Annotated in this window: 12 protein-coding genes; 7 read left to right on the top strand and 5 right to left on the bottom strand. The window is 40.9% G+C overall.

Going from position 1 to position 16279, the window contains the following annotated elements; genetic code table 11:
• Positions 1 to 36 precede the first annotated feature (36 nt).
• From MP622_RS16535 to MP622_RS16520, 4 genes are all read right to left on the bottom strand, one after another.
• Positions 37 to 555: a hypothetical protein gene (locus tag MP622_RS16535; RefSeq protein WP_243791859.1), complete on the bottom strand. Its 519-nt coding sequence runs from the start codon at positions 553 to 555 to the stop codon at positions 37 to 39.
• Positions 556 to 1472: 917 nt separating this feature from the next.
• Entirely contained in the window at positions 1473 to 2489 is a 1017-nt protein-coding gene (gene ilvC / locus MP622_RS16530; protein ID WP_151504753.1) for a ketol-acid reductoisomerase, read from the bottom strand.
• A gap of 105 nt (positions 2490 to 2594) precedes the next feature.
• Complete coding sequence (gene ilvN / locus MP622_RS16525) at positions 2595 to 3086, bottom strand: acetolactate synthase small subunit (RefSeq protein ID WP_004697653.1); 492 nt, start codon at positions 3084 to 3086, stop codon at positions 2595 to 2597.
• Positions 3083 to 4810, bottom strand: coding sequence for an acetolactate synthase 3 large subunit (locus tag MP622_RS16520; RefSeq protein ID WP_243791857.1), 1728 nt, complete (start codon positions 4808 to 4810; stop codon positions 3083 to 3085). Before MP622_RS16520 ends, ilvN begins: the two co-directional genes overlap by 4 nt.
• Before the next feature lie 626 nt (positions 4811 to 5436).
• Between MP622_RS16520 and MP622_RS16515 the strand changes: the two genes are divergently transcribed.
• From MP622_RS16515 to MP622_RS16485, 7 genes are all read left to right on the top strand, one after another.
• Complete coding sequence (locus tag MP622_RS16515) at positions 5437 to 5838, top strand: DUF4124 domain-containing protein (protein WP_243791855.1); 402 nt, start codon at positions 5437 to 5439, stop codon at positions 5836 to 5838.
• A gap of 121 nt (positions 5839 to 5959) precedes the next feature.
• Positions 5960 to 8596, top strand: coding sequence for a leucine--tRNA ligase (leuS, locus tag MP622_RS16510; RefSeq protein WP_243791853.1), 2637 nt, complete (start codon positions 5960 to 5962; stop codon positions 8594 to 8596).
• Positions 8597 to 8790: 194 nt separating this feature from the next.
• Positions 8791 to 9315, top strand: coding sequence for an LPS assembly lipoprotein LptE (gene lptE, locus MP622_RS16505; RefSeq protein ID WP_016166224.1), 525 nt, complete (start codon positions 8791 to 8793; stop codon positions 9313 to 9315).
• Between the two features lie 5 nt (positions 9316 to 9320).
• On the top strand, positions 9321 to 10307 hold the full coding sequence (gene holA / locus MP622_RS16500; protein WP_243791851.1) for a DNA polymerase III subunit delta: 987 nt from the start codon (positions 9321 to 9323) through the stop codon (positions 10305 to 10307).
• A 203-nt stretch (positions 10308 to 10510) separates the two neighbouring features.
• Positions 10511 to 11851 carry a MacA family efflux pump subunit gene (locus MP622_RS16495; protein WP_243791850.1) on the top strand — a complete coding sequence of 447 codons (1341 nt, stop codon included), beginning with the start codon at positions 10511 to 10513 and terminating at the stop codon, positions 11849 to 11851.
• 2 nt (positions 11852 to 11853) lie between these two features.
• A complete protein-coding gene (locus tag MP622_RS16490) occupies positions 11854 to 13845 on the top strand; it encodes a MacB family efflux pump subunit (RefSeq protein ID WP_016166227.1) in 1992 nt (663 codons plus the stop codon).
• 9 nt (positions 13846 to 13854) lie between these two features.
• Positions 13855 to 15261, top strand: a complete 1407-nt coding sequence (locus MP622_RS16485; protein WP_243791848.1) for an efflux transporter outer membrane subunit — start codon at positions 13855 to 13857, stop codon at positions 15259 to 15261.
• Positions 15262 to 15321: 60 nt separating this feature from the next.
• Here the strand turns inward: MP622_RS16485 and MP622_RS16480 are convergent, their stop codons facing one another.
• Positions 15322 to 16125 carry an enoyl-ACP reductase gene (locus tag MP622_RS16480; RefSeq protein ID WP_016166229.1) on the bottom strand — a complete coding sequence of 268 codons (804 nt, stop codon included), beginning with the start codon at positions 16123 to 16125 and terminating at the stop codon, positions 15322 to 15324.
• Between the last annotated feature and the right edge of the window lie 154 nt (positions 16126 to 16279).

Below are 16279 nucleotides of genomic sequence, written 5' to 3'. Positions count from 1 at the left end.
ATGTTACGCACATACACCACTATTCCCTATTTTTATTTAGAATGCAACAGCTACTTTATAAGTCCCTTTATAGGTACCCCAATGTGCCATGTCAGACACTGCACTTACAGTTTCAGCTTTAACTGTAAATGTTCTAGTTGATGAGGTATAAGGAAGTACTGCCCCAGTGTAATTAAATAAGCCAAGTTTAGTATCCACATTTACTGGAATTTTTTGTGAAGCATCTATTTCATTATCTAAAGTAGTTGGTTTAGTGATGTTGAGGCTATATGGCGCATTTGCACGGACATCGAACCCAGATTGTCCACTCCATTTACCACCTACAAGATTTTTTTGCATTACGATTTTTGATTTATCGATGTCTAAGTCGCAGTGTTTTTCAACAAATAATTCTATATCAATTTTACCATCACATTTGGTACCACATCCGTCACGACCTGGATGATGATATCCACCATCACCACCTTTTGCACCCTCCTCTCCATCTGCTAAAACTACTGTCGAACACATACCTAAAATTAATGCTGCCAATGCAGTTTGCACTTGTAATTTCATGGCCCTATCTCCCAGTTCCTTTTTCTTTAGGAAAGATTATAAATTATTTAAAAATAGCAACTTACACAGGATCACTTGTTATTCTTGAGCCTTTTCCGTAAGTGCATAGTTATCATATTCAATTTCAAAAGGAGCAACTTATATCGTGTAAGTTCACGTGAATATTATTATTTTTGGTCTAATTTAGAATACAAATTAACATGGCTGTTTTTCAGTTAAATATAAAAAAATGGTGATATTAGTTTTTCTTATTATCTAAAATATTTAAAGTAAACTTTTATAATATAAAAAAACAAGTTATTGATTAATAAAAACTTTATATAATCTTATAATTTACACAATATTACAAAAACCTACCATATACTTACAAAATAATTCATTTTCATGAATCAAATCACATTTTTTATAAGAAACAATAATTAAGATGCAAAATATACCAATAAAAAGATAAATTACACAAATTCCAATATTTATGCTAACAAAGCAAAATCACCAATTATTTAATTAATCTTACAAATCAAATTATTAGTTTTAACATTGAATTTACACATAATATGTTCGATATTTTTACCAATATCAGATGAAAAACTAAACATCACCTTAAAGATGCAATTTGTTTACCTATCACTTGTAATTTTCATTATTTATAAGCTTGTATAGTTCTTCTGGTTTAAATTATTAGAATGAATTTAATTCAGCTAAGCATTCAGATAAAAAAGCCTGCCAAAATACAGGTTATATTACCTATCGATCATTCGATGGTAGAACATTGGCTTTTTATTTTTTATTTTTTATGTTTTTTCTATTTAAATTTGAGATAAAAGCTCTGCTTTAAACAAACTACGAGGTAAACAACAACTACCCACAATAAAAAACCCTTGTAAAAACAAGGGTTTTTTAAAAGATTAAACTAAATCTTAGTTTTTCTCTTTATCAACAATCTTGTTTGCTTGAATCCAAGGCATCATGGCACGCAACTTAGCACCTGTTACTTCGATACCATGTGCAGCATTTTGACGACGACGTGCAGTCATTGATGGGTAGTTCAATGCACCTTCATTAATGAACATCTTCGCGTATTCGCCAGATTGGATACGTTTAAGTGCATTACGCATTGCTTCACGAGACTGTTCGTTAATAATTTCAACGCCAGTTACATATTCGCCATATTCAGCGTTGTTAGACACTGAATAGTTCATGTCCGCGATACCGCCTTCAAACATTAAGTCAACGATTAACTTAAGTTCATGCAAGCATTCGAAGTAAGCCATTTCTGGAGCATAACCTGCTTCAACCAAAGTTTCGAAGCCCATTTTAACCAATTCAACTGCACCACCACAAAGAACTGCTTGCTCACCGAATAAGTCAGTTTCAGTTTCTTCACGGAATGAAGTTTCGATAATACCTGTACGGCCACCACCTACGCCTGAAGCGTAAGAAAGCGCTACATTACGTGCGTTACCAGAAGCATCTTGATGAATCGCGATAAGATCTGGAACACCTGAACCACGTTGGTATTCTGAACGTACAGTGTGACCAGGTGCCTTTGGAGCAACCATGATTACGTCCAAGTCAGCACGTGGAACAACTTGGTTATAAAGTACAGAGAAACCATGAGCAAATGCTAAAGTCGCGCCTTGTTTAATGTTTGGTTCAATCACGTCACGATAAAGTTGAGATTGGAACTCATCTGGAGTCAAAATCATCACAACATCAGCTTGTGCTACGGCAGCAGGAACTTCAGCAACTTTAAGACCTGAATTTTCAGCTTTTTTCCAAGAAGTAGAACCTGCACGTAAACCTACAGTTACGTCTACGCCAGAGTCTTTAAGGTTAAGCGCATGCGCGTGACCTTGTGAACCGTAACCAATGATCGCTACTTTCTTAGATTGGATGATAGATAAGTCGCAGTCTTTATCGTAAAAAATTTGCATTGCTGTCTCCGCTAAAATGCTTGATATTCTGTAATTCCATCAAGAGATTTGTTTTTGATGAAATCCTCCTCTTTTCTCAAAAGGAGGTTGAATCGTGTTAAATAATTAAATGGTTAAAACTTTTTCGCCACGCGCGATGCCTGAAACACCTGAACGCACAACTTCAAGAATGGTATTCTCTGCTAGAGCATCAATAAAACCATCAATTTTTTCAGTTGTACCCGCGATTTGAATGGTATAAGTCGTTGGGGTGACATCAACGATTTGCGCACGGAAAATATCCGCAGTTCGTTTGATTTCAGCACGTGCAGAACCGAGTGACTTGACTTTAATCAACATCAACTCACGTTCAATATGAGCACCTTCAGACAGATCAACCACTTTCACCACTTCAACCAATTTGTTGAGCTGCTTGGTGATTTGTTCAATTTTATGGTCATCACCATAAGTCGTTAATGTCAAACGCGATAAAGTCGGATCTTCAGTTGGTGCAACGTTTAAAGTCTCAATGTTATAACCACGTTGAGAGAATAAACCCACCAAACGAGAAAGCGCACCAGCTTCATTCTCTACGAGTACAGAGATAATATGTCTCATGACGTGCGCTCCCCTTTACCTAACCACATATCTTTCATCGACTGACCTGCAATAAGCATTGGATAAACATGCTCGGTACGGTCAACCATGACATTAATGAATACACATTTGTCGTTAATCGCCATCGCTTCTGCAAGCTTAGATTCAAGCTCGTCTGCGTGGTCAATTTGAATGCCAACGTGACCGTAAGCTTCCATCAGTTTGGCAAAATCAGGCAATGACTCTACATAAGAACTTGAATGACGCCCTTCATAGTTCATGTCTTGCCATTGTTTTACCATACCTAAAGCACGGTTATTCAAGCAGAGAATTTTTACATTTAAGCCATATTGCTTACAGGTAGAAAGTTCTTGAATACACATCTGAATGGATGCTTCACCCGTAATACACACCACTTGTTGGTCTGGGAATGCAAGCTTCGCTGCCATTGCATATGGCAAGCCTACGCCCATGGTGCCTAAACCACCCGAATTAATCCATTGACGTGGACGGGTGTATTTATAATAAAGCGCACCAAACATTTGATGCTGACCAACGTCTGAAGTGATAATTGCCTGACTATTGGTAATTTTATCTAAAGCTTCAACCACTTGTTGTGGCTTCATTGAACCGTCAGTTGGTTTGTCGTAATTCAAACCATGTACTTTGCGCCATTCATTAATTTGTGACCACCAAGCTGCAATTTCTTCAGAGTTTGGCTTAGACACATTCATTTGTTTGAGCTGTGCCAACATTTCCTGAAGTACAGGCTCTACCGCACCTACAATTGGAATATGCGCAATAATGGTTTTTGAAATCGTCGCAGGATCGATATCAATATGAATGACTTTGGCATTCGGACAGAATTTTGCAGGGTTATTGGTTACGCGGTCATCAAAGCGCGCACCAACACACAAAATCACATCTGCATTGTGCATGGTCATATTGGCTTCATATGTACCATGCATGCCCAACATTCCAATGAACTGCTCATCATTCCCAGGGAAAGCACCTAAGCCCATAAGGGTATTGGTCACTGGATAGCCCAATAAATGTGCTAATTCAGTTAATAAAGCAGAAGCATTACCTTGAACAACACCACCACCTGTATAAATGACAGGACGTTTTGCATTGATCAGCTCATCAATCGCTTTACGAATTTGACCAGAGTGACCACGATGCGGTGGTTGATAAGAACGCATCTTCACTTTTTCTGGGTATTCGTAGGCAAACTTTTCTGCTGGGTTGGTTGCATCTTTCGGAATATCAACGACAACTGGGCCTGGACGACCAGAAGCTGCGATATAGAATGCTTTTTTAATAATTGCGGGAATTTCACTCGCATGACGCACTTGGAAACTATGTTTCACGATTGGACGCGAAATACCGACCATGTCTGTTTCTTGAAATGCATCTTCCCCAATTAAATGCGAAGCCACCTGACCAGACAAAATCACCATTGGGATTGAGTCCATATAAGCAGTTGCAATTGGAGTGACTGTGTTCGTTGCGCCTGGACCAGAAGTAACCAGCACTACACCTGTTTTACCTGTAACGCGTGAGTAAGCATCTGCCATATGACCAGCAGCTTGTTCATGGCGCACGAGATAATGATTGATTTTGTCTTGTTGAAAAAGCGCATCGTAAATATGTAAAACTGCGCCGCCTGGGTATCCAAAAACATGTTCAACGCCTTCGTCCGCTAATGCGCGAACAAGCATTTCACCACCAGATAAAAGTTCCAACGTGATTCACCCTAATCTTTTATCACCGCTTGATGGGAGACATCAGCAGTGTTCATTCATTAATTGTCTGCACTGTTATAGCACACATATTTCATAGTTTTCATGGCAATAGGAAAAAAATCCGATCCGTTTGCTGTTTAAGCAATATGGGATCTAAAACATGTTGGGATAAACATATTTTTATTTGCTTTGTTCACCATCTCGGCTAGAAATGACGCCCACTGCATGACATGACACTTCTTCGAAGGGTGATCGAGAGAAGGCATATAAAACTAAAGACAGCATTTTTCTTGTTTAACTCTTTATTGTCAAGTTGAAAAATCAGCTTTTTTTTGATTATTTACAGACCGTGTGTTTTTTAGACAAAAAAAGCTTTTTTGTGCGCTCAATCAAGCATTCAAGAAATTATGTAAAATCTTTATTAAATCTCATCTATCTCTATAATTTTTCGAGATTAAATGAGGACATTTTTAAACTATTTAGTGCTGGAGACGCTTGTTCAAATGAAAAATCGACCTATACTATTTTGAACACTTCATATTCTGTTCTAGAATCTATAAATTGACTTTTTTGTGGCAATTTCATAGAGAGAACTTTTCGCAGAAAATCAAACAGGACGAAATCTTATGTCATTTCCATTTCATTTGATCAGCGGTGTAGCGCTCTCTTGTGCCTTGTTATATTCGAGTACATCCCTTTGGGCTAAAGATTATTACAAATGGGTGGATGCAAATGGTTCGACCCATTACACCACCACTCCTCCACCGAAAAATGCACAAAAAAAAGGGAAAATTCAGACTTATGGCTGGAACAATTCCACTCCTACAGCTAGCCGCAACAATAATCTTCCTTTAGAAGCACAGCAAAATAACTCGACGATGCCTGCAGCTACTGCAACTGCATCCAAACCTGTACCAAACGTGAATGATGATGCTACCAGAGCACCTGTTTCTGCTACGCCAGCTCCTAGTGAAATAAAAGCAATTCCTGCACCTAGACCAAATGGAAAAAAATACCCAGCTGAATAAAATCAGCTTTTACGAAATAGTTTAATTTTTCTTACGGTTCAGCCTGCGCAAAATTCACATTTAGGTGCATTTTGCGCTATGCTGTGCAGCAAACTTTTAACCGTTGTTCTTTAATACGTTTATGACTACTCATATTGACCCTGAATATCAAGCTAGTGCGATTGAACCCACCGTCCAACAAGACTGGGAAAATCGTAAAGTTTTTAAAGTTGCCGACATTGTAGAAGGTCCTCGTCGTTACATTCTGTCGATGTTCCCTTACCCAAGTGGCAAGCTGCATATGGGTCATGTGCGTAACTATACCATTGGCGACGTCATTAGCCGTTTCCACCGTTTAAAAGGTGAAACTGTATTACAACCTATGGGTTGGGATGCGTTTGGTTTACCTGCTGAAAACGCAGCAATTGCCCATAAAGTTGCTCCGGCAAAATGGACATTTGAAAACATTGCCTACATGCGTGACCAATTAAAAAAATTAGGTCTATCTGTAGATTGGGATCGCGAATTTGCAACGTGTACTCCAGAGTACTATCACTGGGAACAATGGTTATTTGTTCAGCTTTATAAAAAAGGTTTGATCTACCGTAAACTTTCAACAGTAAACTGGGATCCGGTTGACCAAACAGTTTTAGCAAACGAGCAAGTTGAAAATGGTCGTGGCTGGCGTTCAGGTGCATTGGTTGAAAAACGCGATATTCCAATGTACTACTTCCGTATTACGGACTATGCACAAGAATTATTAGACGATCTTGACACTTTACAAGACGGCTGGCCTCAACAAGTGTTGACCATGCAACGTAACTGGATTGGTCGCTCTACAGGCATGGAAATTACTTTCCCATCTGCCAATACTGAAATCTATGCTGATGGTTTAACTGTTTATACAACACGTGCCGACACGCTAATGGGTGTGACATATGTTGCTGTTGCAGCAGAACACCCTCTCGCGCTTAAAGCTGCTGCCCTCCAATCAGAAGCAGGCAACCCTGAATTGGCTGCATTTATTGAAGAGTGCCGCATGGGTTCAGTTGCAGAAGCAGACTTGGCAACAGCCGAGAAAAAAGGCATGGCAACAGGTTTGTTTGTAAAACACCCTGTAACTGGTGAAGAGCTTCCTGTCTGGATCGCAAACTACGTATTAATGTCTTATGGTTCTGGCGCAGTAATGGCTGTACCAGCGCATGACGAACGTGATTTTGAATTTGCTAACAAGTTCAACTTGTCAATTAAGCAAGTGATCGATGCCAAAGGTGCTGACGATGCAGATTACTCTGCAACTGAATGGCAAGAATGGTACGGTTCTAAAGAAGGTAAACTTGTTAACTCTGGTGAGTTTGACGGTTTAGCATTCCAAGCTGCGTTTGACGCATTCCTTGTGAAATTAGAACCACAAGGTTTAGCAAACTCTAAAGTTCAATTCCGTTTACGTGACTGGGGTGTTTCTCGTCAACGTTACTGGGGTTGTCCAATTCCAATGATTAACTGTGATACTTGTGGTCAAGTCACAGTTCCAGAAGACCAGCTTCCAGTTGTATTACCAACAGACGTTGTTCCAGATGGTTCAGGTAATCCGCTGAACAAAATGCCTGAATTCTATGAAACTAAATGTCCGTGTTGTGGTGGCGATGCACGCCGTGAAACAGATACTTTAGATACTTTCGTAGAGTCATCTTGGTACTATGCACGCTATGCGTCTCCAGACTTTACTGGTGGTATGGTTAAACCTGAAGCAGCTCAAAACTGGCTTCCTGTAAACCAATACATTGGTGGTGTTGAACACGCAATTCTTCACTTACTTTATGCACGTTTCTTCCACAAATTAATGCGTGACGAAGGCGTTGTACAAGGTAATGAGCCATTTACCAACTTGTTAACTCAAGGCATGGTACTTGCAGATACGTTCTATCGTGAAGCAGAAAATGGCAAGAAAACTTGGTTCAACCCAGCTGATATTGAACTAGAACGTGATGAGAAAGGTCGTATTCTTTCTGCAAAATATTCAGGTGACGGCCAAGAAGTTGTAATCGGCGGACAAGAAAAAATGTCTAAGTCGAAAAATAACGGTATTGACCCACAAGCGATTATTGATCAATACGGCGCAGATACAGCTCGTGTATTCATGATGTTTGCTGCTCCACCAGATCAATCTTTAGAATGGTCTGATGCAGGTGTTGAAGGTGCAAACCGTTTCTTGAAACGTGTATGGCGCCTTGTAGCTGGCTTCCTTGAAAAAGGAAACGCTGCAACTGCAATCGATACAGCAAACTTATCTAAAGACGCTCAAGACTTACGTCGTAAAACTCACGAAACTATTCAAAAAGTAAGTGATGATATTGAACGTCGTCATGCATTTAATACTGCCATTGCTGCTTTAATGGAGTTATTAAATGCGAGCAACAAGTTTGAAGCAAAAGATGACAATGACATTGCTGTAGAACGTGAAGCAATCACAACACTGTTAACTTTACTCGAACCGTTTGCACCGCATTTAAGCCAAACTTTATTGGCTCAATTTGGTACAGATGTTACGGCAGCAACATTCCCTGTAGTTGATGCTTCTGCGTTAACACGTAATACGCAAACGATTGTTGTACAGGTGAATGGTAAACTTCGCGGTAAACTTGAAGTTTCTGTTGATATTTCTAAAGATGAATTATTGGCATTGGCAAAAGCTCTACCAGAAGTTCAACAATTCTTAACTGGTCCAACCAAGAAAGAAATTGTAGTTCCAAATAAATTAGTAAATTTAGTGGTTTAAAGCCTTAAAGCCTCCCTTTTATAAAGGGAGGTTTGGAGGGATTTTATTAGAAAATCTCCCCTAACCCCTCTTTCAAAAAGAGGGGGAAACGAAAAGGAATAAACAAAGCCCGTTGCCAGTCAACGGGCTTTGCACATACAATCACGTCATATTATTTTTTCTTTTTCTTAAAAAGAGTAAACAGAGGAAAACCCATGCATTTAGGCAAACGTTTCGCAACTCTTATTTTAACTTGCGGTCTAGGTGCAGGTTTGGTGGGCTGTGGTTTTCATTTAAAAGGAACTCAACCTTCTGCGAATCCAGTAGCATATGCACAGATGAGTTTATCTTTGCCTAAAGATACAGAGGAATTAGAAGAAAAATTATCAATTTATTTAGGGGCTGCCAATGTTCAGCTCAGTAATAGCCCCAATGCTTACCGTTTACATGTGTACAGTTATACACCTGTGCGCCAAGAGCTTCGCGGTAAACTGATCGAAACCCTACTGCGTTTAAATGTCACCTTCCGTATTGAAGATGCTCAAGGCAATCCTGTGACTGAAATGCGTACCGTCACGGCATCACGTAGTTACCAATATAACTTGGAAACGGTCAATACCGATGATCAAGAAGAAAAATTCTTAAAAGATGTCCTTGTTGATGACGTTGCACAACAAATTGTGCGCCAAATTTCATCGAATCGTTTACCTAAAGTTACTAGCACAACAACACAACCTTAATTGTTATGAAACTCGACTATTTGCAGGCCCTTAAACGCATCCCAGAAGCACGTGGTGCATGGGTACTGCATGGTCAAGAACCCCTCCTCGAACAGAATCTACTCGATGCTTTTCGTAAAAGTTGGCAAGAACAAAATATTGAACGTCAACGTTATGACATGTCAAATGTGAGTGACTGGAAAACGGTCTTCAATGCCTTGAACAGTTTGTCTTTATTTTCGACACAACTCGCGATTGAGGTACATGGCAATATCAAACCCGATGCCAATGGCATTAAATTATTGACCCAATATCTACAACATAATGAACAAAATTTGTTGTTGATTGTGATGCCAAAGCAGGACAGCAGCAGCTTAAAATCTGGCTTTTTTAAAGTGATTGATGCCAACGGCGTGAACGTCAGCTTGACTGCGCATTATCCACAAGATCGACAAAGAATTTTGGCTGTTGAAGCTGAAAAACTCGGTATTCAATTGGTCAGCAATGCATGGCAATGGCTTGAACAGCATCACGAGCATAATTTACTGGCGGCAAAGAACAGTCTAATGCGGGTACGAGATACCTTTCCTGATTTAGCGCAAATTGGTATCGAACAACTGCTTGCCTGCCTACAAGATCAGTCACGTTATACGACCTTTGACTTAAGTGATGCATTACTTGAAGGTAATTTTGCTCAAGCCGTGAAGATTTACCAATATCTGTTGGCTTCAGGCGAGCCAATGAGCTTGTTGCTGTGGAGTATCAGTAAGGAAATGCGTCTTTTGATGCAGCTTTTTGAGCAACCACAAAATGCACTACAACTCGGGATTTGGAAAACCAAAGTGAGCCTTTATCAACAAGCCTTACGCCGACTCAATCCGGAACAGTTTCTCACTTGGCCTACACTTTTATTAAGAATAGATGCATCAATTAAAGGTTTGAGTCAGGAAAACCCTGAACAACTCACTCTACAAGCAATTGCGCTGCTTTGCGGACGTCAGCTATTTCATTGATCTTGCTTTTTTGAGTAAGTTAACCTGTAGCAATTACGTCAGAAAATTAGAATGTTTTGCAGCATACTGATGAGTATGTTGACGAATTTTGATTTTAAAAATTACAAAAGAATAATTATCATTTACAAATTGATAGAAAATCCACGATTTATCCGCATTTCACTTTTATACTATGCATGATTATTTTTTACTCCCTCACTCCTATGCCAAAAATAAAATTTTTTAGAATTATTATCGCCCTGCTCTGTATCGCTTTACTCGCGTATTTGGCTTGGAGTTATTTCAAACCGAAACAAGAACAACCGCAATATATTACCGAAAGCGTGACACGCGGTGATCTTGAAAATACGGTATTGGCAACAGGCACTTTAGATGCCACCAAATTGGTGAGTGTCGGTGCACAGGTGTCAGGTCAAGTACAAAAAATGTATGTACAGCTAGGTGATGAAGTCAAACAAGGGCAGTTGATTGCGCAAATTGATTCCACCACACAAGAAAATAGCTTTAAAACAGCCGAAGCCAACATCAAAAATTTAGAAGCTCAACGCTTGCAACAAGAAGCCAATCTCAATGAGGCGCAACTGGCTTATAAACGTCAACAACAAATGTTTGCACAGGATGCAACGTCTAAAGCGGAACTCGAATCTGCGGAAGCGAGCTTTAAAACTGCACAAGCGCAAATTAAAGCCATTAATGCACAAATTGAATCTGCAAAAGTCACCAAGTCTACGGCACAAACCAATATCGGTTATACCCGTATTGTGGCACCGACTGATGGAACGGTGGTTGCGATTGTGACTGAAGAAGGTCAAACGGTGAATGCAAATCAAAGTGCACCAACGATTGTCAAAATTGCAAAATTACAAAATATGACCATTAAAGCGCAGGTCAGTGAAGCGGACATTATGAAAGTCGAAAAAGGACAACAAGTCTATTTCACGACTTTGGGTGATGACAGCAAACGTTATGCCACCCTACGTCAGATTGAACCTGCACCCGATTCAATTAGTAGCGAGAGCAGTACCAGCACTTCAAGTTCGTCAAGTACCGCAATCTATTACAACGCTTTATTTGATGTACCCAATAATGATGGCAAACTACGTATCGATATGACGGCACAAGTCTATATCGTGCTCGATTCTGCACAGAATGCACTGCTACTTCCTTCTTCAGCAATCTCCAATCGCCCTGTAAATAGTAAGCAAAATAGCGCTACAAAAGCACAAGCGGTATCGAGTACTCAAAGCAACTCAAAGACCGATCATCCACAAGGTCCTCGACTTGAACGCCTCAATTTAACTGCTGCCCAACAACAACTGATTAAAGATGGTAAAGCAAGCTTAAGTGTGGTCCGCGTATTACAGGCAGATGGTTCAGCCCAACCCAAACAAGTACTGATTGGGATTAATAACCGTGTAAATGCGCAAGTTTTGGCGGGATTAAAAGAAGGTGATCAAGTCGTGATTGCAGACAGTTCAGATACCTCGGCAGCCACAGCCAACAGCAGCAATAAACGTCGTAATGGTCCACCAATGGGAATGTAAGCATGACAAAAAAAGCCTTGCTTGAAGTCAGCAATTTGGTACGAGAATTCCCTGCTGGTGAAAGTACTGTTCAAATTCTCAAAGGGATTGATCTGACCATTTACGAAGGCGAACTGGTTGCGATTGTTGGTCAATCTGGTTCGGGTAAATCCACCTTAATGAATATTCTCGGTTGTCTAGATCGTCCTACCTCAGGCAGCTATTTAGTCAAAGGCAGAGAAACTGGACAACTCGAACCCGATCAACTGGCTGAATTACGCCGAGAGTATTTCGGATTCATTTTCCAGCGTTACCATTTACTAGGTGATTTAACGGCTGAAGGGAATGTTGAAGTTCCAGCCATTTATGCAGGCACCACACCTTATGCGCGTAAGCAACGAGCAACCGCCTTGCTCACGGAACTTGGACTGGGCAATAAAACCCAAAACCGTCCGAGTCAACTCTCAGGGGGACAACAACAGCGGGTGTCTATTGCGCGTGCGCTGATGAATGGTGGTGATGTCATTCTTGCCGACGAACCGACAGGTGCTTTGGACTCACACAGTGGTGTTGAAGTCATGCGAATTTTGCGTGAATTAAATGCTGCTGGACATACCATTATTCTGGTAACACATGACATGCAGGTGGCTAAAAATGCCAGCCGCATTATTGAAATCAGTGATGGACAAATTATTGCAGATCGTGTCAATCAGCCAGAACATGATTCTGAGCTACATACTGACCCTGATGCAGAAACTGCCATTTCGGCACATCAAGAAAAAAATAAAAGTGTTTCTGCATGGCGCTCCCTATTTGATCGCCTAGGTGAAGCATTCCGTATGGCCATTTTGTCCATGAATGCGCATCGTATGCGAACCTTTTTGACTATGCTCGGGATTATTATCGGGATTGCCTCGGTTGTGACTGTAGTCGCATTAGGCAATGGCTCTCAAAAGCAGATCCTAAGTAATATTAGTAGCTTAGGAACAAACACCATTACCGTCTTCCAAGGTCGCGGCTTCGGTGATAACTCCAAAACCGCAAACTTTAAAACACTAGTTCCTGCTGATGCTGAAGCGCTTGCCACCCAACCGTATGTCAGTGCAGTCAGTCCAATGGTGAGTTCATCGAAAACCATTCGCTACCAACAAAATGAAGCCAATGCCACCATTAACGGTGTCGGGGGTGATTATTTCACTGTTAAAGGCCTTACTTTCAAAAATGGACAAACCTTTGATCAACGTAGTATCCGTGATCGTACTCAAGATGTAGTGATTGACACCAATACCCAAAAGCAATTTTTTAGTGATGGTACTAGTCCGATAGGACAAGTCATTTTACTCGGCAGTGTACCTGGACGGATTATTGGTGTCGTAGAGCCCCAAACCAGTGCAATGGGTTCCGATGACACCCTAAACGTATATATGCCTTACACCACTGTCATGAGCCGCATGCTAGGTCAGACAAATGTGCGTAATATCATTGTACAAATCAATGATCAATACTCCACCAGTGCGGCTGAAAATGCAATTGTGAACTTATTGACCTTGCGCCATGGTCAGCAAGATATCTTTACCATGAACAGTGACAGTATTCGTCAAACCATTGAAAAGACTACCAGTACCATGACCTTGTTGGTCTCTGCAATTGCCGTGATTTCATTGGTGGTTGGTGGAATTGGGGTAATGAATATCATGTTGGTTTCGGTCACCGAACGGACGCAAGAAATTGGCGTACGCATGGCGGTGGGTGCTCGGCAAAGTGATATTTTGCAACAATTCTTGATTGAAGCCATTTTGGTCTGCCTGATTGGCGGAGTTTTAGGCGTGTTGCTGTCTCTTGGCCTAGGACAAATCATTCAAAAATTTGCAGGTGGTAATTTTGGGGTTGCCTATTCCACCACCTCGATTATTGCCGCATTTGTGTGCTCGACGTTAATTGGTGTGGTGTTTGGTTTCTTACCTGCAAAAAATGCCGCCAAACTCGACCCTGTTGCAGCGCTTGCTAGAGAATAAGGACAAATTATGCAGTTTTCATTTACACGTCTGTGTACGGCAATGCTACTTGGTAGTACTTTAGTGGGTTGTGCGGCTGTGGTTAAAACACCTTATCAAGCACCCAGTGTGCAAACACCTGCTCAGTTCCAATATGGTCATGCAACTACACAACAACGACAGCAAGCCATCTATGCTGATCAATGGTGGACCTTATTTGGTGATACGCAACTGAATCAATTAATTGATGAAGTCTTAGCAAAAAATACCGACTTGGCTGTTGCGGGTATCACCTTAAAACAAGCACGCTTACAAGCAGACTTAAGCGCGAATCAGCAAAAACCACGTGTTAGCTCTACAGTTTCCACAGGTCATACTTTCGATTTAAATTCAGGCGATGACAGCTCCAAAGGGCTATCGTTAGGTGCTGGGTTGAGTTATGAATTAGATTTATTTGGCAAATTGGCACGTCAAACCGAAGCTAAAAAATGGGAGGCACTGGCAACTGAACAGGATTTGCAAGCTACAGCACAAAGCCTGATTGGCACCACAGCCAAACTGTATTGGCAATTGGCTTATTATCATGAAAGTCTCAGCACCGCACAGCAAAGTCTTGCGACGTCGCAAAAGCTGTATGATTTAGTCAAAGTACAATATCAAGCGGGTTCTGTTTCTGGCTTGGAATTGACCCAAGCTGAACAATCAGTACAAAGTCAAAAAGCCAGTCTCAGTCAAATTCAGCAAAGCTTAGTCGAAACACGCACTGCACTTGCGGTACTGCTGCATATGCCTATCCAACAATTGAATATTCAAGAACCACAACGTTTGCCACAACTGGCTTTGCCAACTATTGCAGCAGGCTTACCTGCCGACATTTTGTCTCGTCGTCCAGACTTAAAAGCAGCTGAATTACGCCTGCGTGAGAGTCTGGCAACCAAAGATGCCACCACAGCAAGCTATTATCCTTCTATTAGTTTAACGGGAAATCTTGGCTCAAGCAGTACCTCTTTGACTCAACTTTTACGAAACCCTGCCCTGACTTTGGGTGCCAGTTTAAGCCTGCCATTTTTGCAATATAACGATATGAAAAAAGATATCGCGATTAGCCAATTAGACTATGAAAAAGCCATTGTGCAATATCGTCAGAGCTTATATCAGGCATTTGGTGATGTTGAAAATGCCTTGTCTGCACGCAGTGAGTTAGATCAGCAGGTCAAGCTACAACAGCGTAATTTAGAACTGGCAGAAAAAGCAGAGCGCTTAACCGATGTACGTTATCGTTATGGTGCAGTCTCCTTAAAGAATCTACTGGATCAACAAGAAACCACGCGTAGTGCTCGTTTGACCTTGGTTAACACCAAACAAAATCAATACAATGCTTATGTCACGCTGATGCAGGCTTTAGGTGGGAGTCCTATTCAACAATTACCTAAATAAATGAAATTTAAAGACGTAAAAAAACGGCACTTGAAGTGCCGTTTTTTATCGCCGAAGCAATCAGTCATCACCCATCATATCTGGGCTCATACCGACAGTATTGAAACCAGCATCAACGTACATGATTTCACCCGTAATACCATTTGCCCAAGGTGAGCAAAGGAACAATGCAGCATTACCAACATCTTCAATGGTCACATTGCGTTTGAGTGGTGAAATTTTTTCATTCGCGTCTAACATCTTACGGAATGATTTAATGCCAGAAGCCGCTAAAGTACGGATTGGACCCGCTGAAATTGCGTTAACGCGAATACCTTCAGCACCCAAGCTAGACGCCAAGTAGCGTACGCCCGCTTCTAAAGATGCTTTTGCCATCCCCATCACGTTGTAGTTCGGCATAACACGCTCAGAACCTTGGTAAGTCAAAGTCAATAAACAACCTTGACGAGCCAATAACAATGGTTTTGCTGCACGCGCCATTGCAATAAAGCTATACGCACTGATGTCATGCGCAACACGGAAACCTTCACGATCTGTAACATCAGTAAAGTCACCATCTAAAGTATGTGCTGGCGCAAAACCGATAGAGTGAACTACACCATCTAGACCATCCCAGTGTTTTGCTAATTCAACGAATGCTTGGTCAATTTCTGCATCCACAGCAACATCACAAGGAAACACCAATGTTGAGCCAAATTGCGCCGCAAATTCATCAACACGTTTTTTGAGTTTCTCATTCGGATAGGTAAATGCCAATTCCGCACCTTCACGATGCAATGCTTGAGCAATACCAAATGCAATCGATAACTTACTTGCAATACCCGCAATCAGAAAGCGTTTTCCCGCTAGTAGTCCTTGTGACATGTGAATCTCACTTAAAATAATTTAGGATGAATAATGCCAAGTCTGGCATCAGAACAAAATTGCAAAATGCGCCTTTTTTTAGCAAATCACAGATTCATAACAATTCACCCTGCCAAAGCAGGGTGAATTAGAGTTGAACTAAAAAATATTAACC

The sequence above is a fragment of the Acinetobacter sp. PK01 genome (assembly GCF_022819285.1).
GTDB lineage: Bacteria > Pseudomonadota > Gammaproteobacteria > Pseudomonadales > Moraxellaceae > Acinetobacter > Acinetobacter tandoii.
This window is presented reverse-complemented; position numbering and strand designations above follow the sequence as displayed.

Bases quoted from the DNA above. Each gene is read 5' to 3' on its own strand.
- holA (WP_243791851.1), top strand. From the start codon at position 9,321: ATGAAACTCGACTATTTGCAGGCCCTTAAACGCATCCCAGAAGCACGT.
- MP622_RS16515 (WP_243791855.1), top strand. From the start codon at position 5,437: ATGTCATTTCCATTTCATTTGATCAGCGGTGTAGCGCTCTCTTGTGCC.
- lptE (WP_016166224.1), top strand. From the start codon at position 8,791: ATGCATTTAGGCAAACGTTTCGCAACTCTTATTTTAACTTGCGGTCTA.
- MP622_RS16480 (WP_016166229.1), bottom strand. From the start codon at position 16,125: ATGTCACAAGGACTACTAGCGGGAAAACGCTTTCTGATTGCGGGTATT.
- MP622_RS16490 (WP_016166227.1), top strand. From the start codon at position 11,854: ATGACAAAAAAAGCCTTGCTTGAAGTCAGCAATTTGGTACGAGAATTC.
- MP622_RS16485 (WP_243791848.1), top strand. From the start codon at position 13,855: ATGCAGTTTTCATTTACACGTCTGTGTACGGCAATGCTACTTGGTAGT.
- ilvC (WP_151504753.1), bottom strand. From the start codon at position 2,489: ATGCAAATTTTTTACGATAAAGACTGCGACTTATCTATCATCCAATCT.
- leuS (WP_243791853.1), top strand. From the start codon at position 5,960: ATGACTACTCATATTGACCCTGAATATCAAGCTAGTGCGATTGAACCC.
- ilvN (WP_004697653.1), bottom strand. From the start codon at position 3,086: ATGAGACATATTATCTCTGTACTCGTAGAGAATGAAGCTGGTGCGCTT.
- MP622_RS16535 (WP_243791859.1), bottom strand. From the start codon at position 555: ATGAAATTACAAGTGCAAACTGCATTGGCAGCATTAATTTTAGGTATG.
- MP622_RS16495 (WP_243791850.1), top strand. From the start codon at position 10,511: ATGCCAAAAATAAAATTTTTTAGAATTATTATCGCCCTGCTCTGTATC.